Below are 22892 nucleotides of genomic sequence, written 5' to 3' on the forward strand. Positions count from 1 at the left end.
ATGCGAAAACTTCCTCCACTAAGAAGCTTACATGTATTCGAAGCTGCTGCCAGACACCTCAATTTTTCGCTTGCTGCAACAGAGCTATGTATCACCCAAAGCGCGGTATCGCATCAGGTAAAACAGCTTGAAAACTACTTTGGTGAAACACTGTTTCATCGCTCAGGAAAGCAATTCCAGTTAACTGAAAAAGGCCACATTCTATTTGATGAACTTGAGCAAATTTTTAATCAATTAAATGATCTAAGTTTGCGGATCACTGGAGAGCAAAATCAACATTTACAATTGGCCGTGTTCAGTTCATTTGCAATTAAATGGCTTATTCCGCGCTTAGGTGATTTTAAACGCCAATATCCTCAATACAATATTCGCCTTAATATGATCACGGATGAGCCAATGCTAAGTGATTCTGTTGCTGACATGTTTATTTGCGGTCGACATGAGCAAACTGGATTTTGGCAAACAACGCTTCATAACGAACGGTTGATCCCTGTTTGTAGCCCTGAATTATTTCAACAACAGGAGATGTTCAACGCCGATTGGTTTGAAAAGCAATCATTGCTAGCAGTGGATGAACCTGGCTTGGGTCTTGATTGGGATTTTTGGGGACAGCACAATCAATGGCATTTTAATCGAGCTCAGCAAAGGCATGTTTTTAGTCACGTATTACTGGCGATTGAAGCGGCTAACGCCGGACAAGGCATTGCACTGGCATCTGACTTTATGGTCGAGTCTGATATTAAATCAGGCCGTTTGGTGGCGCTTGATTTACCTCCAGTATTTACCGATTTTAGGTTTAATTTCTTGTGTAAACACCGAAAGAAAAAACAACCAGGTATTGCCGCATTTATTCGATGGCTGCTGCAGCAAACCAACGAGGATAAAAAAACCAGTATCTAGTGATACTGGTTTTTAAGCTGAAAGCCATTGGGTATTAAACGATCATACCAATCTTTTTATACACTAAATCAATGGTTTCTTGGGCACGAGCTTTGGCTTTGTCAGCCCCTTGCTTCATCACTTGTTCAAGATAAGCCTCATCAGCACGATACTGCTTAAAACGCTCCTGTAATGGCTCAAGCATAGCCACAACCGCTTCGCCAGTAGCCACTTTCAAATGGCCATACATTTTGCCTTCAAATTCCGCTTCTAAACTAGCAATAGATTTACCCGTCGCACCAGACATTAAGCTTAATAAATTAGACACGCCCGGTTTGTTATCAAAATCGAAACGAACCACTGGTGGCTCGTCGCTGTCAGTCATGGCTTTTTTCACTTTCTTTAGAATAGCTTTAGGCTCTTCTAACAAACCAATGACGTTATTGCGGTTGTCGTCTGACTTTGACATTTTCTTCAAAGGGTCCTGCAACGACATGACTTTAGCACCGTGTTCTGGAATAAATGCTTGGGGCACTGTAAATGTGTCACCATAGGCATTATTAAAACGTGTTGCGATGTCACGGGTCAGCTCAAGATGCTGCATTTGGTCTTGACCAACAGGCACGGATTGCGCTTGATATAACAAAATATCAGCTGCCATTAAGACGGGATAACCAAATAGTCCAACGTTAATATTATTAGCGTGCTTTTGTGATTTATCTTTAAACTGAGTCATACGATTCAGCTCACCCATTTGGGTATAACAATTTAACGCCCAGCTTAATTGGGTGTGCTGTGGTACATGTGATTGCACAAACACCGTGCTTTTATCTGGGTCAACACCACATGCTAAATACAGCGCTAGGGTATCAAGACACGCTTCACGCAGTTTTGCTGGGTCTTGGCGAACAGTAATTGCATGTAAATCTACCACACAATAAATACAATCATGCGTGTCTTGCATTGCCACCCACTGGCGTAGCGCGCCCATATAATTACCTATGGTTAATTCGCCAGATGGCTGTGCTCCGCTGAAAACAATGGGTTTAGTCATGGGTTTTGTTGCTCCAATTACTGTATTTTAAAATTATTTAGAAAGTAAAAACTGACCGATTTGGTCAAAGTTGTCACACACTTCATTCGGTTCACTTAAACTAATATGCTCACCGTAGTTATAACCATAGGTTAAGCCGATAACCGTCACATTGGCAGATTTAGCCGCTAAGATATCATTCTTAGAGTCACCTATCATCAATAACTGTTGTGGCTCTATTTGCCATTGCTGTAATAGATGATTTAACGGTAAAGGATCTGGCTTCATTTTGGCTAATGAATCACCGCCGAGAACATGATCAAATAAATCCGATAAGCCAAAAGCCTCTAATAACGGTATGGTAAAACGATAAGGTTTATTGGTAACCACAGCTAAACGGTAACCAGCCTGCTTTAAAGCCGTTAAGGTCGATAAGACATTAGGATATAAACAGCTATGTTTTTCTAAAAACAAACCATAGTGGTGCATAAACTTAGGCATAGTATCTATTAATAGCGTTTCATCAACCTCATTTGCTAGTGCAAAGCTAAGTGCTCGTCGCATCAGCATTTTAGCGCCATTACCCACCCAGCCTCTTACCTGCTCTTCACTTGCTTGCGGTAAATCTAACTCAAGTAATGTTGCATTGGTTGCGGCAGCCAAATCCGGCACGCTGTCAACTAAAGTGCCATCTAAATCAAAGGCTATGGCACGTATTTGGTCAAAATTAGTCATGGTTTAGCTACTTTCTATTACTAATGAAGTTGGCGTATTGATTATACTTTTGCTAACTCACTGCGCATTTCGTCGATCACAGTTTTATAATCAGGTTGACTAAAAATAGCTGAACCCGCCACAAACATGTCAGCCCCTGCTGCGGCAATTTCAGCAATATTATCAACCTTTACACCACCGTCTACTTCAAGACGAATATCATAACCACTGGCGTCGATGCGTTCACGTACCTGACGCAATTTATCTAAGGTTGAAGGAATAAATGACTGACCACCAAATCCTGGGTTCACCGACATCAATAAAATGACATCCAGTTTATCCATTACGTGATCTAAATAATGCAGAGGTGTGGCTGGATTAAATACCAAGCCAGCTTTACAACCCGACTCTTTAATTAATTGCAATGTGCGGTCAACATGCTCAGAAGCTTCTGGGTGAAAAGTAATAATTGATGCCCCCGCCTTAGCGAAATCGGGAATAATTCTATCTACCGGTTTTACCATCAAATGCACATCAATATCTGCAGTGATCCCATAATTACGCAGTGCCGTACAAACCATTGGCCCAATAGTCAGGTTAGGCACGTAATGATTGTCCATTACATCAAAATGAACAACATCTGCACCGGCATCGAGTACAGCTTTAACGTCGTCCCCTAAACGGGCAAAATCAGCAGATAAGATTGATGGAGCAATTAAATAAGGTTGCATCATGGTCTCGCAGCAAAATGGGTGTGGCTGTAGTTTACCCTTTGGAACAGCTTGGCTCTAGTCAAACCATGAAAAAATACCCAGGGGTATGCCAGAAGTTTGATTTTGAAAATAAATAACTAATAGGTGTTCATAAACTGTACTAGTTTGATATAATCGACAAAGTTTTACGCCGTGTTTAGTCAGATATTAAGCAATTTTATTTGTGTTTTAATGACTAACATATTGTTATATCAAACGTTGATGAAGATAAAGCGAATAGTATTCACTGTGATACTGACGTTATTAATGGAAAGGATCCCCAACATGGAACTGCGTCCAAATCGTTTATTGTCATACTTTAACACTAAGCCATTACAAGCAATTGTGGCTACGGTGACAACATCATCTTTGGTAGTGTTCATCAGCTTGTCGTTTTCAACGACTGGCGAAACGGCGTCAACTCAAGCCTGTGCCTGCGAAGCAAATGTCAATTACAATAGCAGCTTACCTAGCAGCCATCCCAATAATCGCTGTGCTGTTCAAGGGCATGATGTCAGTTGGAAAAATTGGATTACAGGTAACAGCCGCTCAAGTCAATTTCACTTTATTGATTTAATTGAACTGCTATACGGACATAAAGATAAGCCTATTACTGATATACCTACCTCTAAAAAACCTGAGCAAATTTAAAATTGTCTTTGTGGCAGGTATTTAGTAGCACTATAGCGGCATTTTTCGGCGTGCAAACAGATAAAAATCGCCAAAGAGATTTTAAAACCACTTCGCCAATTCCTTTCATTCTAATGGGCATAATGCTAACGGTTTTTCTGGTGCTGACACTTGTGGCCATCGTTAATCAAGTTTTGAGTTAGCCCCTTGCGCTAATAAACTTCATCATCAAAATAATGGTGATCGTATAGTGCCATAATTTCATCCACTTTATTTCGCGATGATCCTTTTTGGCTGATATTTCGCTGAACGGCTATCGTAGCTAATTTCGCCCCTCGATATAACTCTCGAGTCAGTGGAATGTCATGATTACTGATCAATACTGGAATATTGCGCTTATGGGCAGTATGACGTGAATGACGCGCTAATAATGCTTGGTCATCAAGGCTAAAACCAGGTCCGGCATAAGTGGTAAAGCTTGCGGTTGTCGACAATGGGGCATAAGGTGGATCGCAATAAATCACATCACCGTCATTGGCTAAACCGAAGGCTCCCTCATACCCGATGCATTTGAATGTTGCCTTTTGAGCTTTTTCTGAAAAATATCGTATTTCAGCTTCAGGAAAATAAGGTTTTTTGTATGAACCAAAAGGGACATTAAAGCCACCTTTACGGTTATAGCGGCATAAGCCATTAAAACCAAAACGATTTAAATATAAGAAATACACTGAGCGTGTAAAAGGATCTCGGCTTAGATTAAAATCTGCTCTTATGCGGTAATACGCTTCCTTATTATTCATATCTGCAACAAACATAGCTTTTGCTGCCGTAATATAAGCTTCCGGTTGCTGCTGCACAATTTGATAGAGGTTAATTAAATCCTGATTAATATCGCACAACAAGTATTCGTCATAATCTGTATTCAAAAAAACCGAGCCAGCACCAACAAAAGGTTCAACGAGGCGCTGTCCCTTAGGTAAATGTTTAGACAATTCTTCAACGAGTTTAAACTTTCCACCCGCCCATTTGAGAAAGGCTCTATGTTTTTTTGTCATAAAGTGAGCTACTTGCTGCCAAAATTAAAGCTGATGATTGTACTCTGTTTAATCATGTTTATCATCGATTTTCCTGCTCAATGATGTGTTCACTCAAATCGCTCCATTTTCTTAGCCAAGGCTCACTCAAGCCCAATTCTGCTTGAAGTCTATTTGCCTGATTTTGCGCTTGTGTGGTTGAAGCAAACTGGCCAAACAAAATGACATAACGATTTTTATAACGTGCAATATAGACATCTTTTTCATGAACCAATTTGTTGGTAATTGAAACCAATGATTGCTTATCGACCACACTTGCCAATTGTAAAGTATAGCCTTGAGGCTTAACGACTTCTGTCACTTTTGACGTCACATCCGCGGGGACACTGATTGGTTCAGTGCTTTTGACAAGTGACGCTGATTGAGATGATATCGCGATAGTGTTACTGGATTGAATGTCGGTAGACTCTGCGACATTCTCATCCGCTGATTGGGCTTGATTAACATTAATTGTGTTTATCAAAGCCGGTGCTTGTTGCTTCGGAATGGGTAATTCCCTCGAATCAATAGCCTCTTCTAACACTAAAAAACGCTTATGTGCTGTTAGCATAGGCGCCACTAATAATTTACCGTATTGAGCTAAAAATACGTTAGCCTGATCTTTTTGCTGTTGTTGCGTAGCAGTGAGTTGTTGACTAAATCGCGGTTCATTATTCGCTTTAAATACAGAACTGTTAAGCACACCATAAACTGTGCCACCAACTATCAATAAGCTAATCATAGCAATAGCGAATTTGAGCATCTTGGCACCCTTGGTTGGTGCATCTTTAGGTTCAGCAATAGCAAGATTTAATAGCTCAACCACCTCTTCAGGTGTACCAGATTGCTTTTCAAGTTGTTGATGAATTATGCTTCGTGGAATAAAGGGGGTACAGCCACTTCGCAGCAGTAAGCTTTGATATAAACCGTCTCGTTCTGCGATTGGTAAAGGTTCAATGCTGATTGGCAATAGCATTTGCTGCCTTTCTTCAGACAGCTCTGCCATTACTTTTGTTAAATATTCTGAATCTATTGCCATTGTCACTGCAATATTAGTACCTGCACAGCGCATCTGAGATAATAAAATGCATTCAGCCCACAGCGATTTAGGCAATAAATGTGCATCATCAATAATGATATGTAGCGGCTTAGTAAGAGTTGATTGGATACGCATAACGGTATCCATAAGGGGCATTTCATCATCAAATATAGGCGATGAAATTAATTGAACTAAGATTTTTCGGCGAATTTCGGCAGGGTCAGCATGCAACGGGCACAGAACTAAAGCAGAATTGTGCTCATCTAACTCGCTTGCTAGAGCCAAACTCAGGGTAGACTTGCCTGATCCCTTTAGACCAGATAGCAGTAACAGTTGACCACTGTAACTGGCCGTATGCTGTAAACGCTGTACAAGTGCTTCTTGAGTTGGAAGTAGTAATAATGCTGAAGTCAAAGATCCACCACACGTCCTTTATGCGCGGCTGATCACCTGTTCAAGTAGATCTTCACTGACATCACTGAACACGTCTGCCTGACCTAAACCGGTAGGTAAAATCAATCTAATCTTACCTGCCAATACTTTTTTGTCGCGCCGCATATGCTTAATAAAGCTATCAAAATCCATTGAGCTAGGAGCTTCAATAGGTAAATCAAAAGCTACAAACAAGTCTCTAATTCGACAAACAATTGACTCATCGATCAAATTTAACTTATGTGCTGTTTCTGCAGCAAGAATTGTGCCTGCAGCAACCGCATCACCATGTAACCATGCACCATAGCCCATTTCAGCTTCAATTGCATGACCAAATGTATGACCTAGATTGAGTAGCGCACGCACTCCTCGTTCTGTTTCATCTTGATTGACGACATCAGCTTTAATTTGGCAACATTTAGCAATTGTGTAGCTTAATGCTCGTGTATCAAGAGCTTTTAACGCTTCAACATTTTGCTCTAACCAAACAAAAAACTCACTGTCCCAAATAATGCCATACTTGATCACTTCGGCCATACCTGCTGAAAATTCATTTGCAGGTAATGTTTTTAGGCATTCGGTATCGATAATAACACTTTGCGGCTGATAAAATGCCCCAATCATGTTTTTACCCAATGGGTGGTTTACTGCCGTTTTACCGCCTACAGATGAATCTACTTGAGATAGTAATGTAGTTGGTACTTGCACAAAATCCACTCCACGCTGGTAACATGCAGCAGCGAAACCGGTCATATCACCGATAACACCCCCACCCAGCGCGACCAACACTGAATCTCTGGCAAAATTATGTTCCAATAATGCTGAAAAAATGACATCTAAATACTCTAGAGTTTTATATTTTTCACCATCAGGAAGAATAACTTTTTTAATTGACGCACAAGACACCATTGCCTTTTCCAATGTCGCTAAGTACAAAGGGGCAATAGTGTCATTGCTAACGATGAGTACGTTCTTGTTTGCAAGGTAGCGATTAAATATTTCGCTTTCATGCATCAAATTCTGGCCTATATAAATGGGGTAACTTCTATCACCTAAATCAACCTGAATTTGTTGCATTGTTTTACCTAAAAACCGAGTTGCTCAATTATTTGATTTGCGACAATTTTCGCACTTTGTTCGTCTGTTTTAACGATGACATCGGCAATCTCTTCGTACAAAGGATTACGCGATTCTGCTAAGTTCTCAAGAACTTCGCGTGGGTCATCAACTTGCAGTAATGGACGACGTTTATCACGTTGCGTACGAGCAACTTGCTTGTCGATAGTCGTCTCTAAATACACCACGATACCGCGAGCAGAAAGATAGTTGCGAATATCTTTGCTCTGAACCGAACCACCGCCTGTTGCGAGTACAATACCTTGCCTTTCTGAAAGATCAGCAATGACTTGTGCTTCACGACGACGGAAACCTTCTTCACCTTCAACATCGAACACCCAAGCGATATCAGCGCCTGTTCTTTGCTCGATCTCGTGATCAGAATCGTGGAATTCTAAATGCAGCATTTGAGCCAAATGACGGCCAATTGTGCTTTTACCTGCGCCCATAGGGCCTACTAGAAAAATATTACGTTTTTCAGCCATTTCGTATACGTCTGAATCTTATATAAAAGAATGCCTGATCGACTAAAGAGACAGCCGACCGCTTAAAATATTACCTTGCTCTATTGAGACTTGACGGAGGATTATCTCAGTTTAGGGCCATTGCTGGCAAGCGATGCTGGCAATTTATAACAATTTTATTAAATAAAAGTGTTATAGCTTACGCCAAAAACAAAAGCCAGCTTGATTTAGCTGGCCTTTATCATTTGATTATTGATTATAACTTTTCAGAAATAATCTTTGGTGTCACGAAAATCAGTAGTTCTTGACGCTCATTTCGGTCTGTTGTGTTTCTAAATAAGAAACCAACCAGAGGAATATCACCCAAAACAGGTACTTTACTCACTCTGCTGATTAAGTTTTGTTGATAGATACCACCCAAAACAATGGTTTCGCCATTATCAACTAATACTTGAGTACCGATACGTTGAGTATCAATAGATACAGCTTCACCAGTTGGGGTTTGAACTGTTTTACCTTGAGAATCTTGGGTGATTTCTAAATCGAGAATCACGCGATTGTCAGGCGTTATTTGCGGTGTGACTCGAAGAGATAAAACCGCTTTTTTAAAGCTCACTGATGTTGCACCACTTGACGCAGATTCCACATAAGGAATTTCAACACCTTGCTCAATGTATGCTGCTTTTTGATTTGACGTAGTGATACGTGGGCTTGCGATAATTTCGCCTTTGTTTTCTTGTTCAAGTGCACTTAATTCTAAATCCAGCACGGTACCATCAGCTAATTTTGCAACATGGAAAGCAATGCTAGTTGGATTAGAAACCGCTGCGGGTAAATTAACGTTTAAGCGATCATCTAACCCAGGAATAATACCGCCAGCAATGCTGCCAGCACCTTCAAGCGAGCCTGAAGTACCTTTAGTGCCTTGCTGATCGGTAATGCCCCAGCGAATACCTAAATCTTCAGATACATCGTCTTTTACGGTCACCATACGCGATTCGATTAATACCTGCTTGATTGGAATATCTAACACTTCGATGAGTCGATGAATGCTTTCTAATATTTCTGCAGTGTCTTTCACCAGTAATGTGTTAGTACGTGCGTCAACAGCAACGCTACCACGACTTGATAGTAAACTTGAATCAGTTCCTTTCAACAATTCTGCTATGTCTAATGCCTTAGCATAATTAATTTGTAAAAACTCAGAATATAAAGGCGCTAACTCTTTTACTTCTTGTTTGTTTTTAAGATCATTACTTTCACGAATTGCCAACTCTTCACTAGGGGCAACCATTAAAATATTACCTTCAATGCGCTTATCAAGGCCTTTAGTTTGTAGAATTAAATCTAAAGCTTGGTCCCAAGGTACGTCATCTAAACGTAGCGTAATATCACCTTCAACCGTGTCGCTAGTGACTAAGTTAAAGTTATTATAATCGGCAATAATCTGTAATACCGTTCGAACTGAAATGCTTTGAAAGTTTAACGATAGTGAACGACCGTTGTATTTTTTGTCTTCTTTAGCAACCGCTAATCGTTCAATTTTATCAATGTTAACTTTAAATACATTACCGTCTTGCTTGTAATTGTATTCGTAATTACCATTCACATCGACTAAAATTCGTGAGGTTAAATCTTCTTTAAATGTTTCGAAACTACTGACTGGTGTCGCGAAGTCCTCTACATCCATGACATACAATAAATCACTGCCAATATTGGTATTGTAAAGTTTGATTTCTAATTTGGCGCCAACTTGTTCAACATTAGCAGCGACTGAGCGATTACTTAAATTAAATAATATCTCACCACCACCTTTCGCATTACGACGAAAATCGATGCTATTAACCGTATTTACAAATGGATTATCGGCACTTGATGGGCCTGAAACCGCATCGTTTATCGTTAAACGATAGGTATTACCTTCAATTTTACCTTGATAAGGTTTCACGTCTTTTAAAGCGACGACGATAGTTAATCCGTTCGCTTGCTGCTGAGTCGTTAAGGATTTAACACCAACGCTATCAATTGGCAGTTCGTCCTTTGGTAAGTTAGATGTTGTTTCATCAAAATTTAAAATAATTTCAGCAGGGTTGGCTGATAAGTCTACAGTAGGAGACGTTACAGCGGATTCAAACACAAGCTCTAATTCTAATTGATGATCGACAACAGAGTGATATTTCACATCTAATAGACGATTAGCAGCAACTGCGCTTGGAATTGCGCACATTAATAATACCACCCCTAACAGGGTTTTAACTGTTGATGAATTCGTCATTGATTTTCTCATCGCGGCAGAAGATTTCATTATTCCCTCATCCTTCGCACGGTTACTTGCCTGATAATTCTAAGTTGCTTGGGCGTTCTGCCCAACAACCTGAACCATCAGGGATTAATTCTATAATTTCGATGTATTGGGGCGTTACATTTGAAATGCGACCATGATAAAGCCCTAAATACTCACCTACACCCATACGATAAACATTGGTATCTGCTGATTCAATTAAAGCCCAAATTTCATCGTCTTCACTTAACGTTCCACGCATCCTAAGGTTATCTAACGCATAAGTCTCTAAACGGCTTTTACGCCTTTTTAAATCAGGCTGCAAACAGTCTTTTGACGTATCGATAACTTCTTCGGTTAATTCTCTTGATGGCGGAATAAACGGACTGCGCATCAATTCAGCTTGGTAAATAAAGTGCTCAAATTTTGGTGTTTCTTTTAGCGGCGGTATGCGCGCAACATGTTGTGCTTTAGTCGTTGTCACAAACAGCTCTAAATCACTTCTGTCGCCAATACAGCCAGTTAGCATTAAGCTGACACTAACACCAATCAGTGCGGGTAAGAATTTCATTTATTTCTTCCCCTTAGCATCTTTAGGTAACTCAGCACCTTCTTTAAAGCGATATGTCTTAGCGAGAATCGCCATCGACAAACCACCGTCTTCTTTATGTGTGATACTAAAATCATGCAAACTAACAATACGAGGAAGTTTTGCGACTCCACTCACCATATTACCAATTTGATGATAATCACCCTCAACATTTAACCGAATTGGAAATTCAATATAAAAGTCACGCTCAATTTCATCTTCCCAATCTAAACTGTTTATTCTTAAACCTGAATCTGTGGCTACAAAAGTAATATCGTCCAATAAACCAGGCATCTCATTTTCTGATGGAAGCATTTTCAATAATTCAGCAAATTGTGCTTCCATAATGACTAATTGTTCACGGTATAACTTTAGATTAGCAGCTAATTGATATTTAGTTTCAAAATCGGCTTTTAATTCAATTTCTTTTTTCTGCTCAGATTCCATAACGGCAATCGTATCAGCAATAAATAAATAATAACTGGCACCGATAACACATAAAGATAAGAATCCAGCAAACACTAGCTTGACTAATTTAGGCCAGCCGCCAATATTCTCAAAATCAATATCATTAAATTGGTCTAAATCAAGATTCATTTTTTCGCTCCTTGTTGCATATCAAGGGCTTTATTACCAAATTCGTCAGTAATCGATACTCTTAATTTAAAGCGCTGTAGCTGACGTAAATCTTCATTTTGAGAAATAATGGATTGCATACTTGGATCAGTTAAATAACTTGAGGTTTTAACTTTCCTCATCATATTTGCAACGTTGTTATTTGATTCGCTGCGTCCTTCAATCCAAAGAATACTGCCTTTTTTCTCAATACTAGATAGATAGATCCCTGGTGGCACAATTCTCACCAACTCATCTAATACATGTGTCGGCAAATTACGTGATTGCTGAAGACCTAAAATAATTTCAGTTCGACGCTCAATATCTTTTTTACGCTCGGTAATTTTCTTGATTTCGGCGATCTGAGTGTCTAATAAACTAATTTCTGACTGTAAATAACTGTTACGTTGACGCTGATCATCGGTCACTAATTCAAGATAACTAATAAACAAATATACCAGTAAAGACGTGACCAAAAATACTAGGGCAAGAATACCAATAAAATCACGTTTTTGTTTTTCCCGTGCTTCTTCACGCCACGGAAGTAAGTTTATGTTCGCCATTGAGCGTAACTCCTCAGCGCCAAGCCACTTGCTACCATGAACTTGTTAATTGATGGCTGTAATTGGGATTTAATTGCTTCATCGGCATGCAAGCAACCTTGAAACGGGTCGGCAACGATTGCATGAACACCAAGCTCATTGGTTAATACCGTTGTCATGCCTTCTAACTTACCTGTACCACCACACAACACCACATAATCGACTTTTTCACGGCCGCTGGCGGTACAATAGATTTGTAAGGTACGTTTAATTTGCTGCAACAGTTGTGTTTGGAATGGAGACAACACTTCAAACATATAATTTCTAGGTAGGTTACTTGTTACTTTAGCTAATTCAGCTTCTGCATATGGCATACCGTAGAAAGATAAAATAGATTGTGTGAATAACTCACCACCAAATGCCTGCTCTCGAATAAAGGTTGTTTCACCTTTTTCAACAACTGCAAACGTGGTGATATTGGCACCAATGTCTACCATGGCTATAATTTTATCTTTGGCGCCATCGGGTAATTGGGCATAAATAAGCTCAGCAGAGCGCCCTAACGCATACCCCTCAACATCAACCACTTTAACATCAAGCTCAACTGCATCTAGTGCATCAACACGAGCATCAATATTCTCAGTACGGCAAGCACTTAGCAAAACATCGACTTTCGACGGGTCAGTGATGTTTGGGCTTAAGGTCTCAAAATCGATACTGACTTCATCCAGAGAATAAGGAATAAGGTTGTCGGCTTCGATTTCGATTTGAGCTTCCATTTCTTCTTCATTTAATGAAGCGTCCATGTAAATCACTTTAGTCATCACCGCAGAACCAGAAACAGCAACAGCGGCAAACTTCACCCCTTTAGGCAAAGAACGCTTCAGTTGTCTCAAAGATTCTAATACAGCTTCAGAATCTCGAATATCATGATCAGCAACTGCGCCCTTTTTAATTGGCACCGTCGCGTAATTTTGAATTTTATATCCATCAGCAGTCTTACTGAGCAATATGGCTTTGACTTCATGGGAACCAATATCGACACCCACCATTTGCGGAGCTTGACGCTTCCATAATTTAGAAAGCATATTCCGTCATCACAAATTCTATTATTGTTTTAAAAAGATAGTAGCACAAAATCATCTCGTTACACTTATTTGTATAAAATGTTTCTATATTTTACAAATACTATTTTTAGTTTACATGTTTTTACTTCACCAAAATGCTCATGGCTTATATACTACTGGTCCTATTTAAGATGTTGGAATACATGTGTGAAGTGGTTTAAAAGATTACTAATTGCCTTCTTTAGTTTAGCTTTACTCGGTGTAGGCGCAATTGCTGCTGCTTATTTTTATGTATTACCAGACCTACCTGACGTTAACTCCTTAAAGACGGTTCAATTACAAACACCGCTACGCATATACAGTAGCGATGGCAAACTTATTTCACAATTTGGCGAAAAACGTCGCGTCCCTGTTGAATACAATGAGGTTCCTCAACAACTGATTAACGCGGTACTTGATACCGAAGATGCGCGTTTTTTTGAACATAAAGGTATCGATCCGATCGGTATTATTCGTGCTGCAACAATTTTAGTTACGACGGGTAAAAAAAGCCAAGGCGCAAGTACTATTACCCAGCAGGTTGCCCGAGGATTCTTTTTATCGAATGAAAAAACCTATATTCGAAAAATCAAAGAAATCTTTTTAGCTTTAAAAATTGAAAAAACCCTAAACAAAGAAGAAATTCTCACACTGTATTTAAATCGATCATTTTTAGGTAACCGGGCTTATGGTGTCGGGGCTGCTGCACAGGTTTACTATGGCAAAAATTTACATGAGCTAACATTACCTGAAATAGCGATGATTGCGGGCTTACCTCAAGCACCTTCTGCTGCCAACCCTATACGTAATCCAGCAAGAGCTATGGCACGTCGAAATTGGGTGTTAAGTCGTATGTTGGAAAAAAACAACATTACTCAAGCCCTGTATCAAGAAGCGATTGATACGCCTATTTCGGCAAAATACCACGGCGCAGAAATTGATTTATATGCGCCATATATTTCTGAAATGGCGCGTGACTATATGATTCAGAAGTATGGTGAAGAAGCGGCTTATACAAATGGATATAACGTCTACACAACCATTTCGTCTGAATTACAATTAATGGCTCAAGAAGCATTACGTGATAACGTTTTTGCTTATGATCAACGCCATGGTTATCGCGGCCCGATTTCTCAACTTTGGACGGAAACGCCTTTAGTCCGTGACGAAATTATTGAGCAATTGAAAAAAACTGAACCTATGCAAGGTATTTTGCCTGCTGCGGTAATGGATATCGCTGAAAAACAAGCTAACGTCTTACTGGCCAATGGCCAAGAGATCACCATTGATTGGGCAGGATTAAAGTGGGCTCGTAAGTTTATCAGTGATAAACGCCAAAGTTTACCCCCTAAACTCGCGAGCGATATTTTACAAGTTGGGCAACAAGTTTACGTCCGAAATAACGGTGAGTTCTGGCAATTATCACAGATCCCTGAAGTGTCCAGTGCCACCGTTAGCCTTGACCCATTTGATGGTGCCATCCGTACTCTGGTCGGGGGATTTAGTTTCAGCCAAAGCCAATTTAACCGAGTGACACAGGCAAAACGTCAATTGGGTTCAAACATCAAACCGTTTATTTACGCTACGACATTAGAACAAGATTGGACATTGGCCACCTTGATCAATAATGCTCCGATTAATAAACCTGATACTCGACAAGGTACTGCTTGGCGACCTAAAAATTCACCCGATATCTACGGCGGCCCCACTCGTTTACGTGTGGGTTTAGCACAATCGATCAACGTCATGTCTGTACGAGCAATGCGTCATGCTGGTTTGCAAAACACTATCGATGAACTGGTAAAATTCGGCTTTGATGCAAAAGATTTACCCCGTAACGAATCATTAGCTTTGGGCTCACCTTCAGTCACACCTTTGCAAGTTGCTACTGCGTTTAACGTTTTTGCTAACGGCGGTTATTTAGTTGAGCCTTATTTCATTGACCACGTCACGGATGCTTATGACAATATCATTGAACAAGCCTCGCCCACTTTAGCTTGTTCGCCTGCCACTGTTGCCGCTGACGATTCGTTTAACCAGCAAGCCGATGACAATACTCACAACGATACCTTTGCAGATATTTCATCTACGAACAATGAATTGACCGCTGAAAATAGCGATACTGAATTGGTCTGTAATCGTGAAAATGGTCGTTATGCGAATCAAATCATCACTGAGCAAACGGCATTCTTAATTACTGAATCATTGAAAAGCGTAATTTGGGGCGGTGGTGATTGGAGTAAAGGTACGGGCTGGAATGGTACGGCCTGGCGCGCCTCAAAATTGATTAAGCGCCATGACATTGCAGGTAAAACAGGGACAACCAATGAATCGCGCGATACTTGGTTTAGTGGTTTTAATCCAACATTAACCTCTACCTTCTGGGTTGGTTTTGATGATCATGGTCGTCAACTTGGCCGAGCAAGCTGGATGGCTAATGGTGCACCCGATCAAATATCAGGGGCAGAAGCTGGCGCTAAAACAGCAGGGCCTGGGTGGAATGACTTTATGAATAAAGCCTTAAAGGGCACTCCTGAACACTCAACTGAGCCACCGAAGGGTATTGTGTCTGTTCGTATTGATTTAGAAACCGGTAAACTCACTCGCAAAACCGACCATACCACGGCTTTCGAGTACTTCGTTGAGGGTACTGAACCTAAAGAATATGCCACTGAAGCACAAGAATCTGGCGAGATATTTATTGATAATGTTGCAGAAGATTTGTTTCAATAGAATTGATAAAAATAGAATCAATTGACTAAAAAGCCGCCTTAAGTGAAAACTTAAGGCGGCTTTTTTAGGTGTGCTTATATTATAAAAACAAGCGCTGATGTAACTCAGTTAACGAAGATACTTGGTAATGGGGTTGAATATTTTCATCATTTGCTAGGCCATTGGCATTTAACCAGCAGGTTTCAACACCGGCATTTATTCCACCTAAAATATCTGATTGAAGGGTATCCCCAACCATTAGCACTTGGTGTTTTTGCGGCCGCCCCATTTTTTCAAAAGCATGCTCAAATATCGCTTTATCTGGTTTTGCTTTACCCACTTGTTCAGAAATAATCACATGTGAGAATGCACTATCCATACCGGTTTTTTGTAAACGCGCTTGCTGTAACTGTGTAAAACCATTGGTGATGATACCAAGGTTAACTTTACCAATTAAGGCATCAATAAGAGCCTTTGCTCCAGGTAACGGCTGACAAATATCCGCCATTGCCATTAAAAAATCATGGTTAAGCTGTTCTGGCTTTACCGCCAACTTGGCTCCCCACTCGACAAACCTTTGAGTTTGTAATGTGTGCGCATTAATCGTTCCATTTTGATACTCAACCCAAAGCGGTTTATTCACTTTTTGATAATGGTCAAAATCAGATTGGCTAAAGGCAACGTTATATTTTGAGAATAATAACTTAAGCCCAGCGAATGCATCAAAATGAAATAAGGTTTCATCAGCATCGAATAGTATCCACTGGTATTTTGAAATATGCATTATTTGTACTCAAACAAGTTAAGTCGATTAACTTAATCGACCTCGACTATTTTATGTGGATTTTTAAACCGCTCTATTCAAATAAAGGCTTTAATTGCGACTCTTGCGCTAACAAACTTGTAAAAATCGTCAATTGGTTCGCTGCACGATCAAGATTATGATTAGGCTTATGGATAGAAAAATATACATCACCATTGATATGATCAGCTAAAAAACGACTTCCCAACATTAATGCCATCACTTTAATGCCTAACCATAAACTGCGTTTTTCTATCGGAGTGATAATACCATCAAGGGCATTAATATAACTTTCACTTGCCGAGGCGATAATTTCCGGCCTAGCGATGACCTTATCTAAAGCAGTAGAATCTTCTTCTTCTGGCGAACAAAAAGCGCGCACCATATCGCCAAAATCATACATTAAATACCCTTTCATACAGGTATCCAAATCAATGATCGCCATGCTAGACATGTCGCGCTTATCAAACAGCATATTGTTGATTTTGGTATCGTTATGACAAACCCTGAGTGGCAACAATGATTCAACACGTTTTAGCTCTTCAAATAAGGTGGTTTGGCTAAAGACCAAATCAACCCATTGCTGACATCCAGCCAAACGCTGACATTTGTCGTTAGTCACGGCTTGTTTCAATTGGTTTAATCTAAAGGGCAAATTTAAGAAGTCATCGATTACATCTTTAATGCAATTGGGGCTTAATGAGCTCAATGCTGCGGCAAAGTGACCAAATGCACTCGCAGCCATTTTTGCTTGCTCAGTATTATTGACCACTTCAATGGTATGACTGTTAGGCAGATACGTGATTGCCCGCCAAAAGCCAAGCGATTTCAAATCTACGCCATATTGGTTATCTTGGGTTTGTACAGGCTTAACAACCTGTAATTTATAACAATGAGCATCTTGCTGTTGCTGTAAGTGTTCACTGATATAGCGTGCGTTTTGGAGTAATTCCTGCGGTTGAGTAAATACATCGGTGTTTATTTTTTGTAATACAAACTCACCTTGAGGCCAACGCACTAAATAGGTTTGATTTATATGTCCATTTCCAAGCGCTGAGATAGTGACCTTATCGAAACCAATACCATAGTGAGGCAACACTTGCTGCCTAATAAAATCACTCACTCACACACTCCATTTCATCTTGTCGCTAAATCTGATTAACGATATTTCTTTAATTAGTCGGTAAATAATCTGCAAATACTTGATGCTGCATCAAGGTCGCTTGACTGCCTTTTAGGCTGAAGTCATAGCCACAAAGTTTAAAACTACCACGCATTGCAATGTGATTAATAATAGATTTGTTATCTAAAGGTGAAAAACGCGCTTCCGTGGCCTCATCGTTCAATAAATCAACAGTAATAGGACGATATTGGCTGCCATCATTGAATACTAATTCGCTACAAGCTTTATCGCCCTTAGCGGTATCAAGCCGCCATATATTCTGAGCCTCACCTGTATCACCCAACCAACGAAGAATAAAAATGTCATTTTGCATCACAATCCAAAAACCATCAGGTAACTTGGCTGAAATACGATCAACTTGCGGCTCAACTTGAGGTTGTGAAGCAGTAACATTCTCGTCAGTATCACTTTCACCACCGGTTAAACTCACCAGTCCCCACACAATCAGCCCTGATATCAATAATACACCAGCAATCTTTGCAGCCCAAAGCAGCGGAACATGATGTTCTTTGGCGCGGTTAAGCCAAGATTTTACCAATTCGGTTACAGAGCCAGTGTCTAATGCATCATGGTCAACATCAAAACGATGCGATGCTTGCCATGATTTTGCCAATGAAGGTTCATTGGTTTCATCATTGGCGGTGATAAAAGGCTCGCTAATCAAAGATTCTGCTCTTATGCCTTTGTTGTGGCCTTCTAAGTCATTAAAGGCCGATACATTTACCTCAGAAGGGACACTATCAACAGCGATTGAGGGCTGTTGACTTGCTGATTTTGCGGTGTCATTTACATTTTGGCCAAACACTTGTGGTTCATGACGTTTTCTTGCTCGGCCTAATATCGCTTGGGGCTGCGCTTTGGCACCAAAATAGCCTTCAACATACTTAACCTGCGTATCTTTGGCAGGGAAAAAACTAATAAACGTACTACAAGCAACGCCTAACAAACCAATTCCGGTGATCACGCCTAATGGCCAAAACCAGTAACAACTCAAGCCAAACAACACATGAGGTAATAATGGCATTAATACCCAATAAACTGGTTTCGCCGCATCAATTAGGCGTCGGGCTGTCGACAAGCCCATCACAACGCAGCTGAGCAAAGTGACAAATAGAATCAGCACACTTTGTGGAAAAATCAGGCTCACTAATGGCAAAATGCCAAAACTTGCTAATGTGATTGCCATAAAACGGTAGGCATTGTCGCGGCCCTGATAGCACCAAAGCGTGTTTAACTGCATTAAAAAATCCTTGAATCGTAAGCCAGGCGACTCGTTTGAGCCACGGCGCGTATTTTAATATGAATCACTCAAAAAAGAGAGTGTTGATTACAATCTCTGTAAGCTGTAATTTTATGGCTATGTTGCCCGTTTCTGTTGAGTTATAATATTAAGCTTTCTTAACCCTATTACGAGAACAGCAACACTATGACTATTCGTGGCAATCTTTTTATTGTGTCAGCCCCCAGTGGCGCAGGAAAGTCTTCTTTGATATCAGCACTGTTAAAAGATAAACCCAGTGATATGCAAGTTTCTGTCTCTCATACCACGCGTCAACCGCGCCCGGGGGAAGTGAATGGTCAACATTACCATTTTGTCAGTATTGAAGAGTTCAAAGCATTAATTGCTGCCAATGCCTTTTTTGAATGGGCTGAAGTATTTGGTAATTATTATGGTACGTCACGTACTGTTATCGAACAAACTTTAGCCAAAGGTATAGACGTTTTTTTAGACATAGATTGGCAAGGCGGAGAGCAAGTTAAAAAGCTGATGCCTGAAGCGGTTGGGGTATTTATTTTACCACCATCAAAAACAGAATTAGCTCGCCGTTTAACGGGACGCGGACAAGATAGCCAAGACGTGATTGATAGCCGCATGGCTCAGGCAGTATCAGAAATGTCCCATTATACTCAATACGATTTTGTCATTGTGAATGACGATTTCGATACTGCATTAGTTGATTTACAAGCAATCATTCGTAGCCAACGACTAACCTGTGCTAGTCAGAGCCATACTCACAATGGTATGCTTGTCGATCTATTGGCAAATTAATTGTCTTAGTGTACAATTTTGCGTCATTTTTTCCCCATAGATAACACTGGAGTTTCAACACATGGCTCGCGTAACTGTAGAAGACGCTGTAAATAAAATCGGCAACCGTTTTGATATGATTTTGGTTGCGGCGCGTCGTGCACGCCAAATCGCCGTGCAGGGTAAAGACCCTATGGTTGAAGAGATGAATGATAAGCCTACGGTAATCGCTTTACGCGAAATCGAATTAGGTTTAGTCACCTCTAATACTTTAGACGCTGATGAGCGTCAAACTGTCCGTGAGCGCGAAGCTGCTGAAATAGCTGCTGTTGCTGCCATTGCAGAAGGTCGTGTAATTTAAGGAGTAGCGCCACTTGTATCTGTTTGAAGGTCTCAAGGAGTCGGCTTCCGCTTATTTAGACGCGGAGCAAGTAGAATTACTCAAGCAGGCCTATTTGGTTGCGCGAGATGCCCATGAAGGGCAAATGCGCACAAGTGGCGAGCCTTACATCACCCATCCGGTTGCGGTTGCCCGCATCCTTGCAGACATGCGTCTTGATTATGAGACGTTAATGGCTGCCTTACTTCATGACACCATTGAAGATACTCCCGTTACCAAAGAAGAACTCGCAGAGTTATTTGGTGCCGATGTAGCAGAATTAGTCGAGGGTGTTTCTAAGCTAGATAAAATCAAGTTTCGCGATAAGAAAGAAGCGCAAGCTGAAAACTTTCGCAAAATGATGATGGCCATGACGCAAGATATTCGCGTTATTCTTATCAAACTAGCTGACCGTACACACAACATGCGGACCTTGGGGGCACTTCGTCCTGACAAGCGTCGTCGTATTGCCCGTGAAACACTTGAAATCTATGCTCCAATCGCCAACCGATTAGGTATTCATAATATCAAAATTGAATTGGAAGATTTGGGCTTTCAAGCTTATTACCCGATGCGATATCGGGTGATTAAAGAAGTGGTTAAATCCGCTCGTGGTAATCGCAAAGAATTAATCAACAGCATTGAAGCTGCAATTGAAACTCGCCTAGAAGATGCTGGGATTCCGGCAAAAGTAAAAGGCCGAGAAAAAAACCTCTACTCAATTTATCGCAAAATGCAGAACAAAGAACTGCAATTTGAAGAGGTGATGGATATATACGCCTTTAGGGTGATAGTGGATACTATCGACACCTGCTACCGCGTTTTAGGGTGGATGCACGGATTATATAAACCACACCCTGGCCGTTTTAAAGATTACATTGCTATCCCTAAAGCCAATGGTTATCAATCGTTGCACACATCACTGTTTGGTCCTCACGCCGTGCCTGTTGAAGTGCAAATTCGCACCGAAGAAATGGACCAAATGGCAGATAAAGGGGTTGCTGCGCATTGGATGTATAAAAACAACACCGATGCCTCTCAGCAGAGCACCACTCAAGTCAGAGCTCGAAAATGGATGCAAAGTTTGCTGGAACTACAGCAAAGTGCATCAAGTTCATTTGAATTCGTCGAAAACGTCAAAACAGAACTTTTCCCTGACGAGATTTATGTATTTACCCCTGAAGGGCGTATTTTAGAATTACCTGTCAATGCCACCGCAGTGGACTTCGCCTACGAAGTTCACACCGATGTGGGTAACACTTGCGTTGGTGCTCGCGTTAACCGCCAGGCTTATCCGTTAAGTCAGCCATTAATTTCAGGTCAAACAGTCGAGATTATTACTGCAAAAGGCGCTCGCCCAAATGCTGCTTGGCTTAACTTTGTTGTCACAGGCAAAGCGCGCGGAAAAATTAGGCAAGTACTGAAAAGCTTAAAAGGCGATAACGCCATTGCGTTAGGTCGCCGCCTACTCAACCATGCATTGGGTGAAACTAAAATTGAAAATATCCCCGTTGATCTGGTCGATAAAGTCATTAAAGAAACTAAACATAAAAATTTAGATTCATTATTGGCAGATATTGGTTTGGGTAATGCTATGAGTATCGTCATTGCACAGCGTTTGATGGGGCAAAAACTGGAGTCTGCTTCCAAAGATGGCAACGCTATGCCAATTCGTGGGGCAGAAGGCATGTTAGTGACTTATGCCAATTGTTGCAGACCTATCCCTGGAGATGCGGTTATTGCCCATGTTAGCCCAGGTAAAGGTTTAGTGGTTCATATGGAAAATTGCGCCAATATTCGCGGTTATCAAGGTGAGCCAGATAAATATATCCCTGTACATTGGGATAACGCCGAAGGCGTTGAATACCATGCCAACTTGCGAGTTGAAATTGTTAACCATCAAGGTGCTTTAGCTAAAATCACCTCGATTATTGCCTCTGCAGGTTCAAATATTCATAACTTAAGCACCGAAGAGCGTGATGGCCGTGTCTACCAGATTAATTTACGTATTTCGGTAAAAGATCGGGTACATTTAGCCAATGTAATGCGCCGTATTCGAGTACTTCCAGAAGTATTACGCACGTCGCGTAACCGATAACCTTTAATAATCATAACAATCAACAAGAGATATTATCATGGCAGAAAAAATCATCATCGCGACCGATAAAGCACCACAGGCAATTGGTACTTATTCACAGGCAGTCAAAGTTGGCAGTACCGTATATCTTTCAGGTCAAATTCCATTAGACCCAGCCACAATGACAATGGTAAGCGATGAGTTTTCTGCTCAAGTTGTACAGGTATTTGAAAACTTAACGGCTGTTTGTGAGGCCGCTGGCGGTAACATGAGTGACATCGTTAAGTTAAATATCTTCTTAACCGACTTATCGCACTTTGCGACAGTGAATGACATTATGAGCCGTTACTTCCAACAACCTTATCCAGCACGTGCGGCCATTGGCGTTAAAGAGCTGCCAAAGGGATCATTGGTTGAAATGGACGGGATAATGGAGCTATAAGCT

At 40.7% G+C, this 22892-nt stretch carries 23 protein-coding genes; 8 read left to right on the forward strand and 15 right to left on the reverse strand.

The window, feature by feature from the left end; genetic code table 11:
* Nucleotides 1–900, forward strand: coding sequence for a LysR substrate-binding domain-containing protein (locus NE535_RS05425; protein WP_261297654.1), 900 nt, complete (start codon nt 1–3; stop codon nt 898–900).
* Nucleotides 901–934: 34 nt separating this feature from the next.
* Here NE535_RS05425 and trpS read toward each other — a convergent pair whose 3' ends face one another.
* The 3 genes from trpS to rpe are packed head-to-tail and all read right to left on the reverse strand — an operon-like array spanning nt 935 to nt 3357.
* Nucleotides 935–1933, reverse strand: a complete 999-nt coding sequence (trpS, locus tag NE535_RS05430; protein ID WP_261297655.1) for a tryptophan--tRNA ligase — start codon at nt 1931–1933, stop codon at nt 935–937.
* A gap of 33 nt (nt 1934–1966) precedes the next feature.
* Nucleotides 1967–2647 (reverse strand): phosphoglycolate phosphatase, encoded by a 681-nt coding sequence (locus tag NE535_RS05435; protein ID WP_261297656.1) that lies wholly within the window; start codon nt 2645–2647, stop codon nt 1967–1969.
* A 41-nt stretch (nt 2648–2688) separates the two neighbouring features.
* Nucleotides 2689–3357 carry a ribulose-phosphate 3-epimerase gene (gene rpe, locus NE535_RS05440; RefSeq protein ID WP_261297792.1) on the reverse strand — a complete coding sequence of 223 codons (669 nt, stop codon included), beginning with the start codon at nt 3355–3357 and terminating at the stop codon, nt 2689–2691.
* A 306-nt stretch (nt 3358–3663) separates the two neighbouring features.
* Here rpe and NE535_RS05445 point away from each other — a divergent pair, with 306 nt between their 5' ends.
* Both NE535_RS05445 and NE535_RS05450 read left to right on the forward strand, forming a co-directional pair.
* The gene (locus NE535_RS05445; RefSeq protein ID WP_261297657.1) at nt 3664–4029 is read left to right on the forward strand and encodes a hypothetical protein; all 366 of its coding nucleotides are present in this window, start codon (nt 3664–3666) and stop codon (nt 4027–4029) included.
* Nucleotides 4030–4031: 2 nt separating this feature from the next.
* Nucleotides 4032–4211 carry a DUF2970 domain-containing protein gene (locus NE535_RS05450; protein WP_261297658.1) on the forward strand — a complete coding sequence of 60 codons (180 nt, stop codon included), beginning with the start codon at nt 4032–4034 and terminating at the stop codon, nt 4209–4211.
* A 9-nt stretch (nt 4212–4220) separates the two neighbouring features.
* Here NE535_RS05450 and NE535_RS05455 read toward each other — a convergent pair whose 3' ends face one another.
* From NE535_RS05455 to NE535_RS05495, 9 genes are all read right to left on the reverse strand, one after another.
* Nucleotides 4221–5063 carry a Dam family site-specific DNA-(adenine-N6)-methyltransferase gene (locus NE535_RS05455; RefSeq protein WP_261297659.1) on the reverse strand — a complete coding sequence of 281 codons (843 nt, stop codon included), beginning with the start codon at nt 5061–5063 and terminating at the stop codon, nt 4221–4223.
* Between the two features lie 61 nt (nt 5064–5124).
* Complete coding sequence (locus tag NE535_RS05460) at nt 5125–6534, reverse strand: AAA family ATPase (RefSeq protein WP_261297660.1); 1410 nt, start codon at nt 6532–6534, stop codon at nt 5125–5127.
* An 18-nt stretch (nt 6535–6552) separates the two neighbouring features.
* Nucleotides 6553–7629, reverse strand: coding sequence for a 3-dehydroquinate synthase (gene aroB / locus NE535_RS05465; RefSeq protein ID WP_261297661.1), 1077 nt, complete (start codon nt 7627–7629; stop codon nt 6553–6555).
* Nucleotides 7630–7637: 8 nt separating this feature from the next.
* A complete protein-coding gene (aroK, locus tag NE535_RS05470; protein ID WP_188842299.1) occupies nt 7638–8153 on the reverse strand; it encodes a shikimate kinase AroK in 516 nt (171 codons plus the stop codon).
* 235 nt (nt 8154–8388) lie between these two features.
* On the reverse strand, nt 8389–10407 hold the full coding sequence (locus tag NE535_RS05475) for a type IV pilus secretin PilQ (RefSeq protein ID WP_371931164.1): 2019 nt from the start codon (nt 10405–10407) through the stop codon (nt 8389–8391).
* 52 nt (nt 10408–10459) lie between these two features.
* Nucleotides 10460–10984, reverse strand: a complete 525-nt coding sequence (locus tag NE535_RS05480; RefSeq protein WP_261297663.1) for a pilus assembly protein PilP — start codon at nt 10982–10984, stop codon at nt 10460–10462.
* Nucleotides 10985–11599, reverse strand: coding sequence for a type IV pilus inner membrane component PilO (locus tag NE535_RS05485; protein WP_261297664.1), 615 nt, complete (start codon nt 11597–11599; stop codon nt 10985–10987).
* On the reverse strand, nt 11596–12180 hold the full coding sequence (locus NE535_RS05490) for a PilN domain-containing protein (RefSeq protein ID WP_261297665.1): 585 nt from the start codon (nt 12178–12180) through the stop codon (nt 11596–11598). The genes NE535_RS05485 and NE535_RS05490 overlap by 4 nt, the downstream gene beginning before the upstream one ends.
* Nucleotides 12168–13247, reverse strand: coding sequence for a pilus assembly protein PilM (locus NE535_RS05495; RefSeq protein ID WP_261297666.1), 1080 nt, complete (start codon nt 13245–13247; stop codon nt 12168–12170). The genes NE535_RS05490 and NE535_RS05495 overlap by 13 nt, the downstream gene beginning before the upstream one ends.
* A 186-nt stretch (nt 13248–13433) precedes the next feature.
* Between NE535_RS05495 and NE535_RS05500 the strand changes: the two genes are divergently transcribed.
* Nucleotides 13434–15998 carry a penicillin-binding protein 1A gene (locus tag NE535_RS05500; RefSeq protein ID WP_261297667.1) on the forward strand — a complete coding sequence of 855 codons (2565 nt, stop codon included), beginning with the start codon at nt 13434–13436 and terminating at the stop codon, nt 15996–15998.
* Between the two features lie 79 nt (nt 15999–16077).
* On the opposite strand, the gene yjjG is transcribed toward NE535_RS05500, so the two are convergent.
* From yjjG to NE535_RS05515, 3 genes are all read right to left on the reverse strand, one after another.
* Nucleotides 16078–16761 (reverse strand): pyrimidine 5'-nucleotidase, encoded by a 684-nt coding sequence (gene yjjG, locus NE535_RS05505; protein ID WP_261297668.1) that lies wholly within the window; start codon nt 16759–16761, stop codon nt 16078–16080.
* Between the two features lie 73 nt (nt 16762–16834).
* The gene (locus NE535_RS05510; protein ID WP_261297669.1) at nt 16835–17902 is read right to left on the reverse strand and encodes an aminoglycoside phosphotransferase family protein; all 1068 of its coding nucleotides are present in this window, start codon (nt 17900–17902) and stop codon (nt 16835–16837) included.
* 49 nt (nt 17903–17951) lie between these two features.
* Nucleotides 17952–19202: a hypothetical protein gene (locus NE535_RS05515; protein ID WP_261297670.1), complete on the reverse strand. Its 1251-nt coding sequence runs from the start codon at nt 19200–19202 to the stop codon at nt 17952–17954.
* A gap of 186 nt (nt 19203–19388) precedes the next feature.
* Here NE535_RS05515 and gmk point away from each other — a divergent pair, with 186 nt between their 5' ends.
* From gmk to NE535_RS05535, 4 genes are all read left to right on the forward strand, one after another.
* Nucleotides 19389–20012: a guanylate kinase gene (gene gmk / locus NE535_RS05520; RefSeq protein ID WP_261297671.1), complete on the forward strand. Its 624-nt coding sequence runs from the start codon at nt 19389–19391 to the stop codon at nt 20010–20012.
* 61 nt (nt 20013–20073) lie between these two features.
* Nucleotides 20074–20352, forward strand: a complete 279-nt coding sequence (gene rpoZ, locus NE535_RS05525; RefSeq protein ID WP_188735731.1) for a DNA-directed RNA polymerase subunit omega — start codon at nt 20074–20076, stop codon at nt 20350–20352.
* A 13-nt stretch (nt 20353–20365) separates the two neighbouring features.
* Nucleotides 20366–22468 carry a bifunctional GTP diphosphokinase/guanosine-3',5'-bis pyrophosphate 3'-pyrophosphohydrolase gene (gene spoT, locus NE535_RS05530; protein ID WP_261297672.1) on the forward strand — a complete coding sequence of 701 codons (2103 nt, stop codon included), beginning with the start codon at nt 20366–20368 and terminating at the stop codon, nt 22466–22468.
* A gap of 37 nt (nt 22469–22505) precedes the next feature.
* A complete protein-coding gene (locus tag NE535_RS05535; RefSeq protein ID WP_261297673.1) occupies nt 22506–22889 on the forward strand; it encodes a RidA family protein in 384 nt (127 codons plus the stop codon).
* Nucleotides 22890–22892 lie beyond the last annotated feature (3 nt).

It is taken from the genome of Shewanella holmiensis, assembly GCF_025370255.1.
GTDB classification, from domain to species: domain Bacteria; phylum Pseudomonadota; class Gammaproteobacteria; order Enterobacterales; family Shewanellaceae; genus Shewanella; species Shewanella holmiensis.

Excerpts from the sequence above, each read along its gene's own strand:
- NE535_RS05425 (WP_261297654.1), top strand. The coding sequence starts at position 1 with ATGCGAAAACTTCCTCCACTAAGAAGCTTACATGTATTCGAAGCTGCT.
- trpS (WP_261297655.1), bottom strand. The coding sequence starts at position 1,933 with ATGACTAAACCCATTGTTTTCAGCGGAGCACAGCCATCTGGCGAATTA.
- NE535_RS05435 (WP_261297656.1), bottom strand. The coding sequence starts at position 2,647 with ATGACTAATTTTGACCAAATACGTGCCATAGCCTTTGATTTAGATGGC.
- rpe (WP_261297792.1), bottom strand. The coding sequence starts at position 3,357 with ATGCAACCTTATTTAATTGCTCCATCAATCTTATCTGCTGATTTTGCC.
- NE535_RS05445 (WP_261297657.1), top strand. The coding sequence starts at position 3,664 with ATGGAACTGCGTCCAAATCGTTTATTGTCATACTTTAACACTAAGCCA.
- NE535_RS05455 (WP_261297659.1), bottom strand. The coding sequence starts at position 5,063 with ATGACAAAAAAACATAGAGCCTTTCTCAAATGGGCGGGTGGAAAGTTT.
- aroB (WP_261297661.1), bottom strand. The coding sequence starts at position 7,629 with ATGCAACAAATTCAGGTTGATTTAGGTGATAGAAGTTACCCCATTTAT.
- aroK (WP_188842299.1), bottom strand. The coding sequence starts at position 8,153 with ATGGCTGAAAAACGTAATATTTTTCTAGTAGGCCCTATGGGCGCAGGT.
- NE535_RS05475 (WP_371931164.1), bottom strand. The coding sequence starts at position 10,407 with ATGACGAATTCATCAACAGTTAAAACCCTGTTAGGGGTGGTATTATTA.
- NE535_RS05480 (WP_261297663.1), bottom strand. The coding sequence starts at position 10,984 with ATGAAATTCTTACCCGCACTGATTGGTGTTAGTGTCAGCTTAATGCTA.
- NE535_RS05485 (WP_261297664.1), bottom strand. The coding sequence starts at position 11,599 with ATGAATCTTGATTTAGACCAATTTAATGATATTGATTTTGAGAATATT.
- NE535_RS05490 (WP_261297665.1), bottom strand. The coding sequence starts at position 12,180 with ATGGCGAACATAAACTTACTTCCGTGGCGTGAAGAAGCACGGGAAAAA.
- NE535_RS05495 (WP_261297666.1), bottom strand. The coding sequence starts at position 13,247 with ATGCTTTCTAAATTATGGAAGCGTCAAGCTCCGCAAATGGTGGGTGTC.
- yjjG (WP_261297668.1), bottom strand. The coding sequence starts at position 16,761 with ATGCATATTTCAAAATACCAGTGGATACTATTCGATGCTGATGAAACC.
- NE535_RS05515 (WP_261297670.1), bottom strand. The coding sequence starts at position 19,202 with ATGCAGTTAAACACGCTTTGGTGCTATCAGGGCCGCGACAATGCCTAC.
- gmk (WP_261297671.1), top strand. The coding sequence starts at position 19,389 with ATGACTATTCGTGGCAATCTTTTTATTGTGTCAGCCCCCAGTGGCGCA.
- rpoZ (WP_188735731.1), top strand. The coding sequence starts at position 20,074 with ATGGCTCGCGTAACTGTAGAAGACGCTGTAAATAAAATCGGCAACCGT.
- NE535_RS05535 (WP_261297673.1), top strand. The coding sequence starts at position 22,506 with ATGGCAGAAAAAATCATCATCGCGACCGATAAAGCACCACAGGCAATT.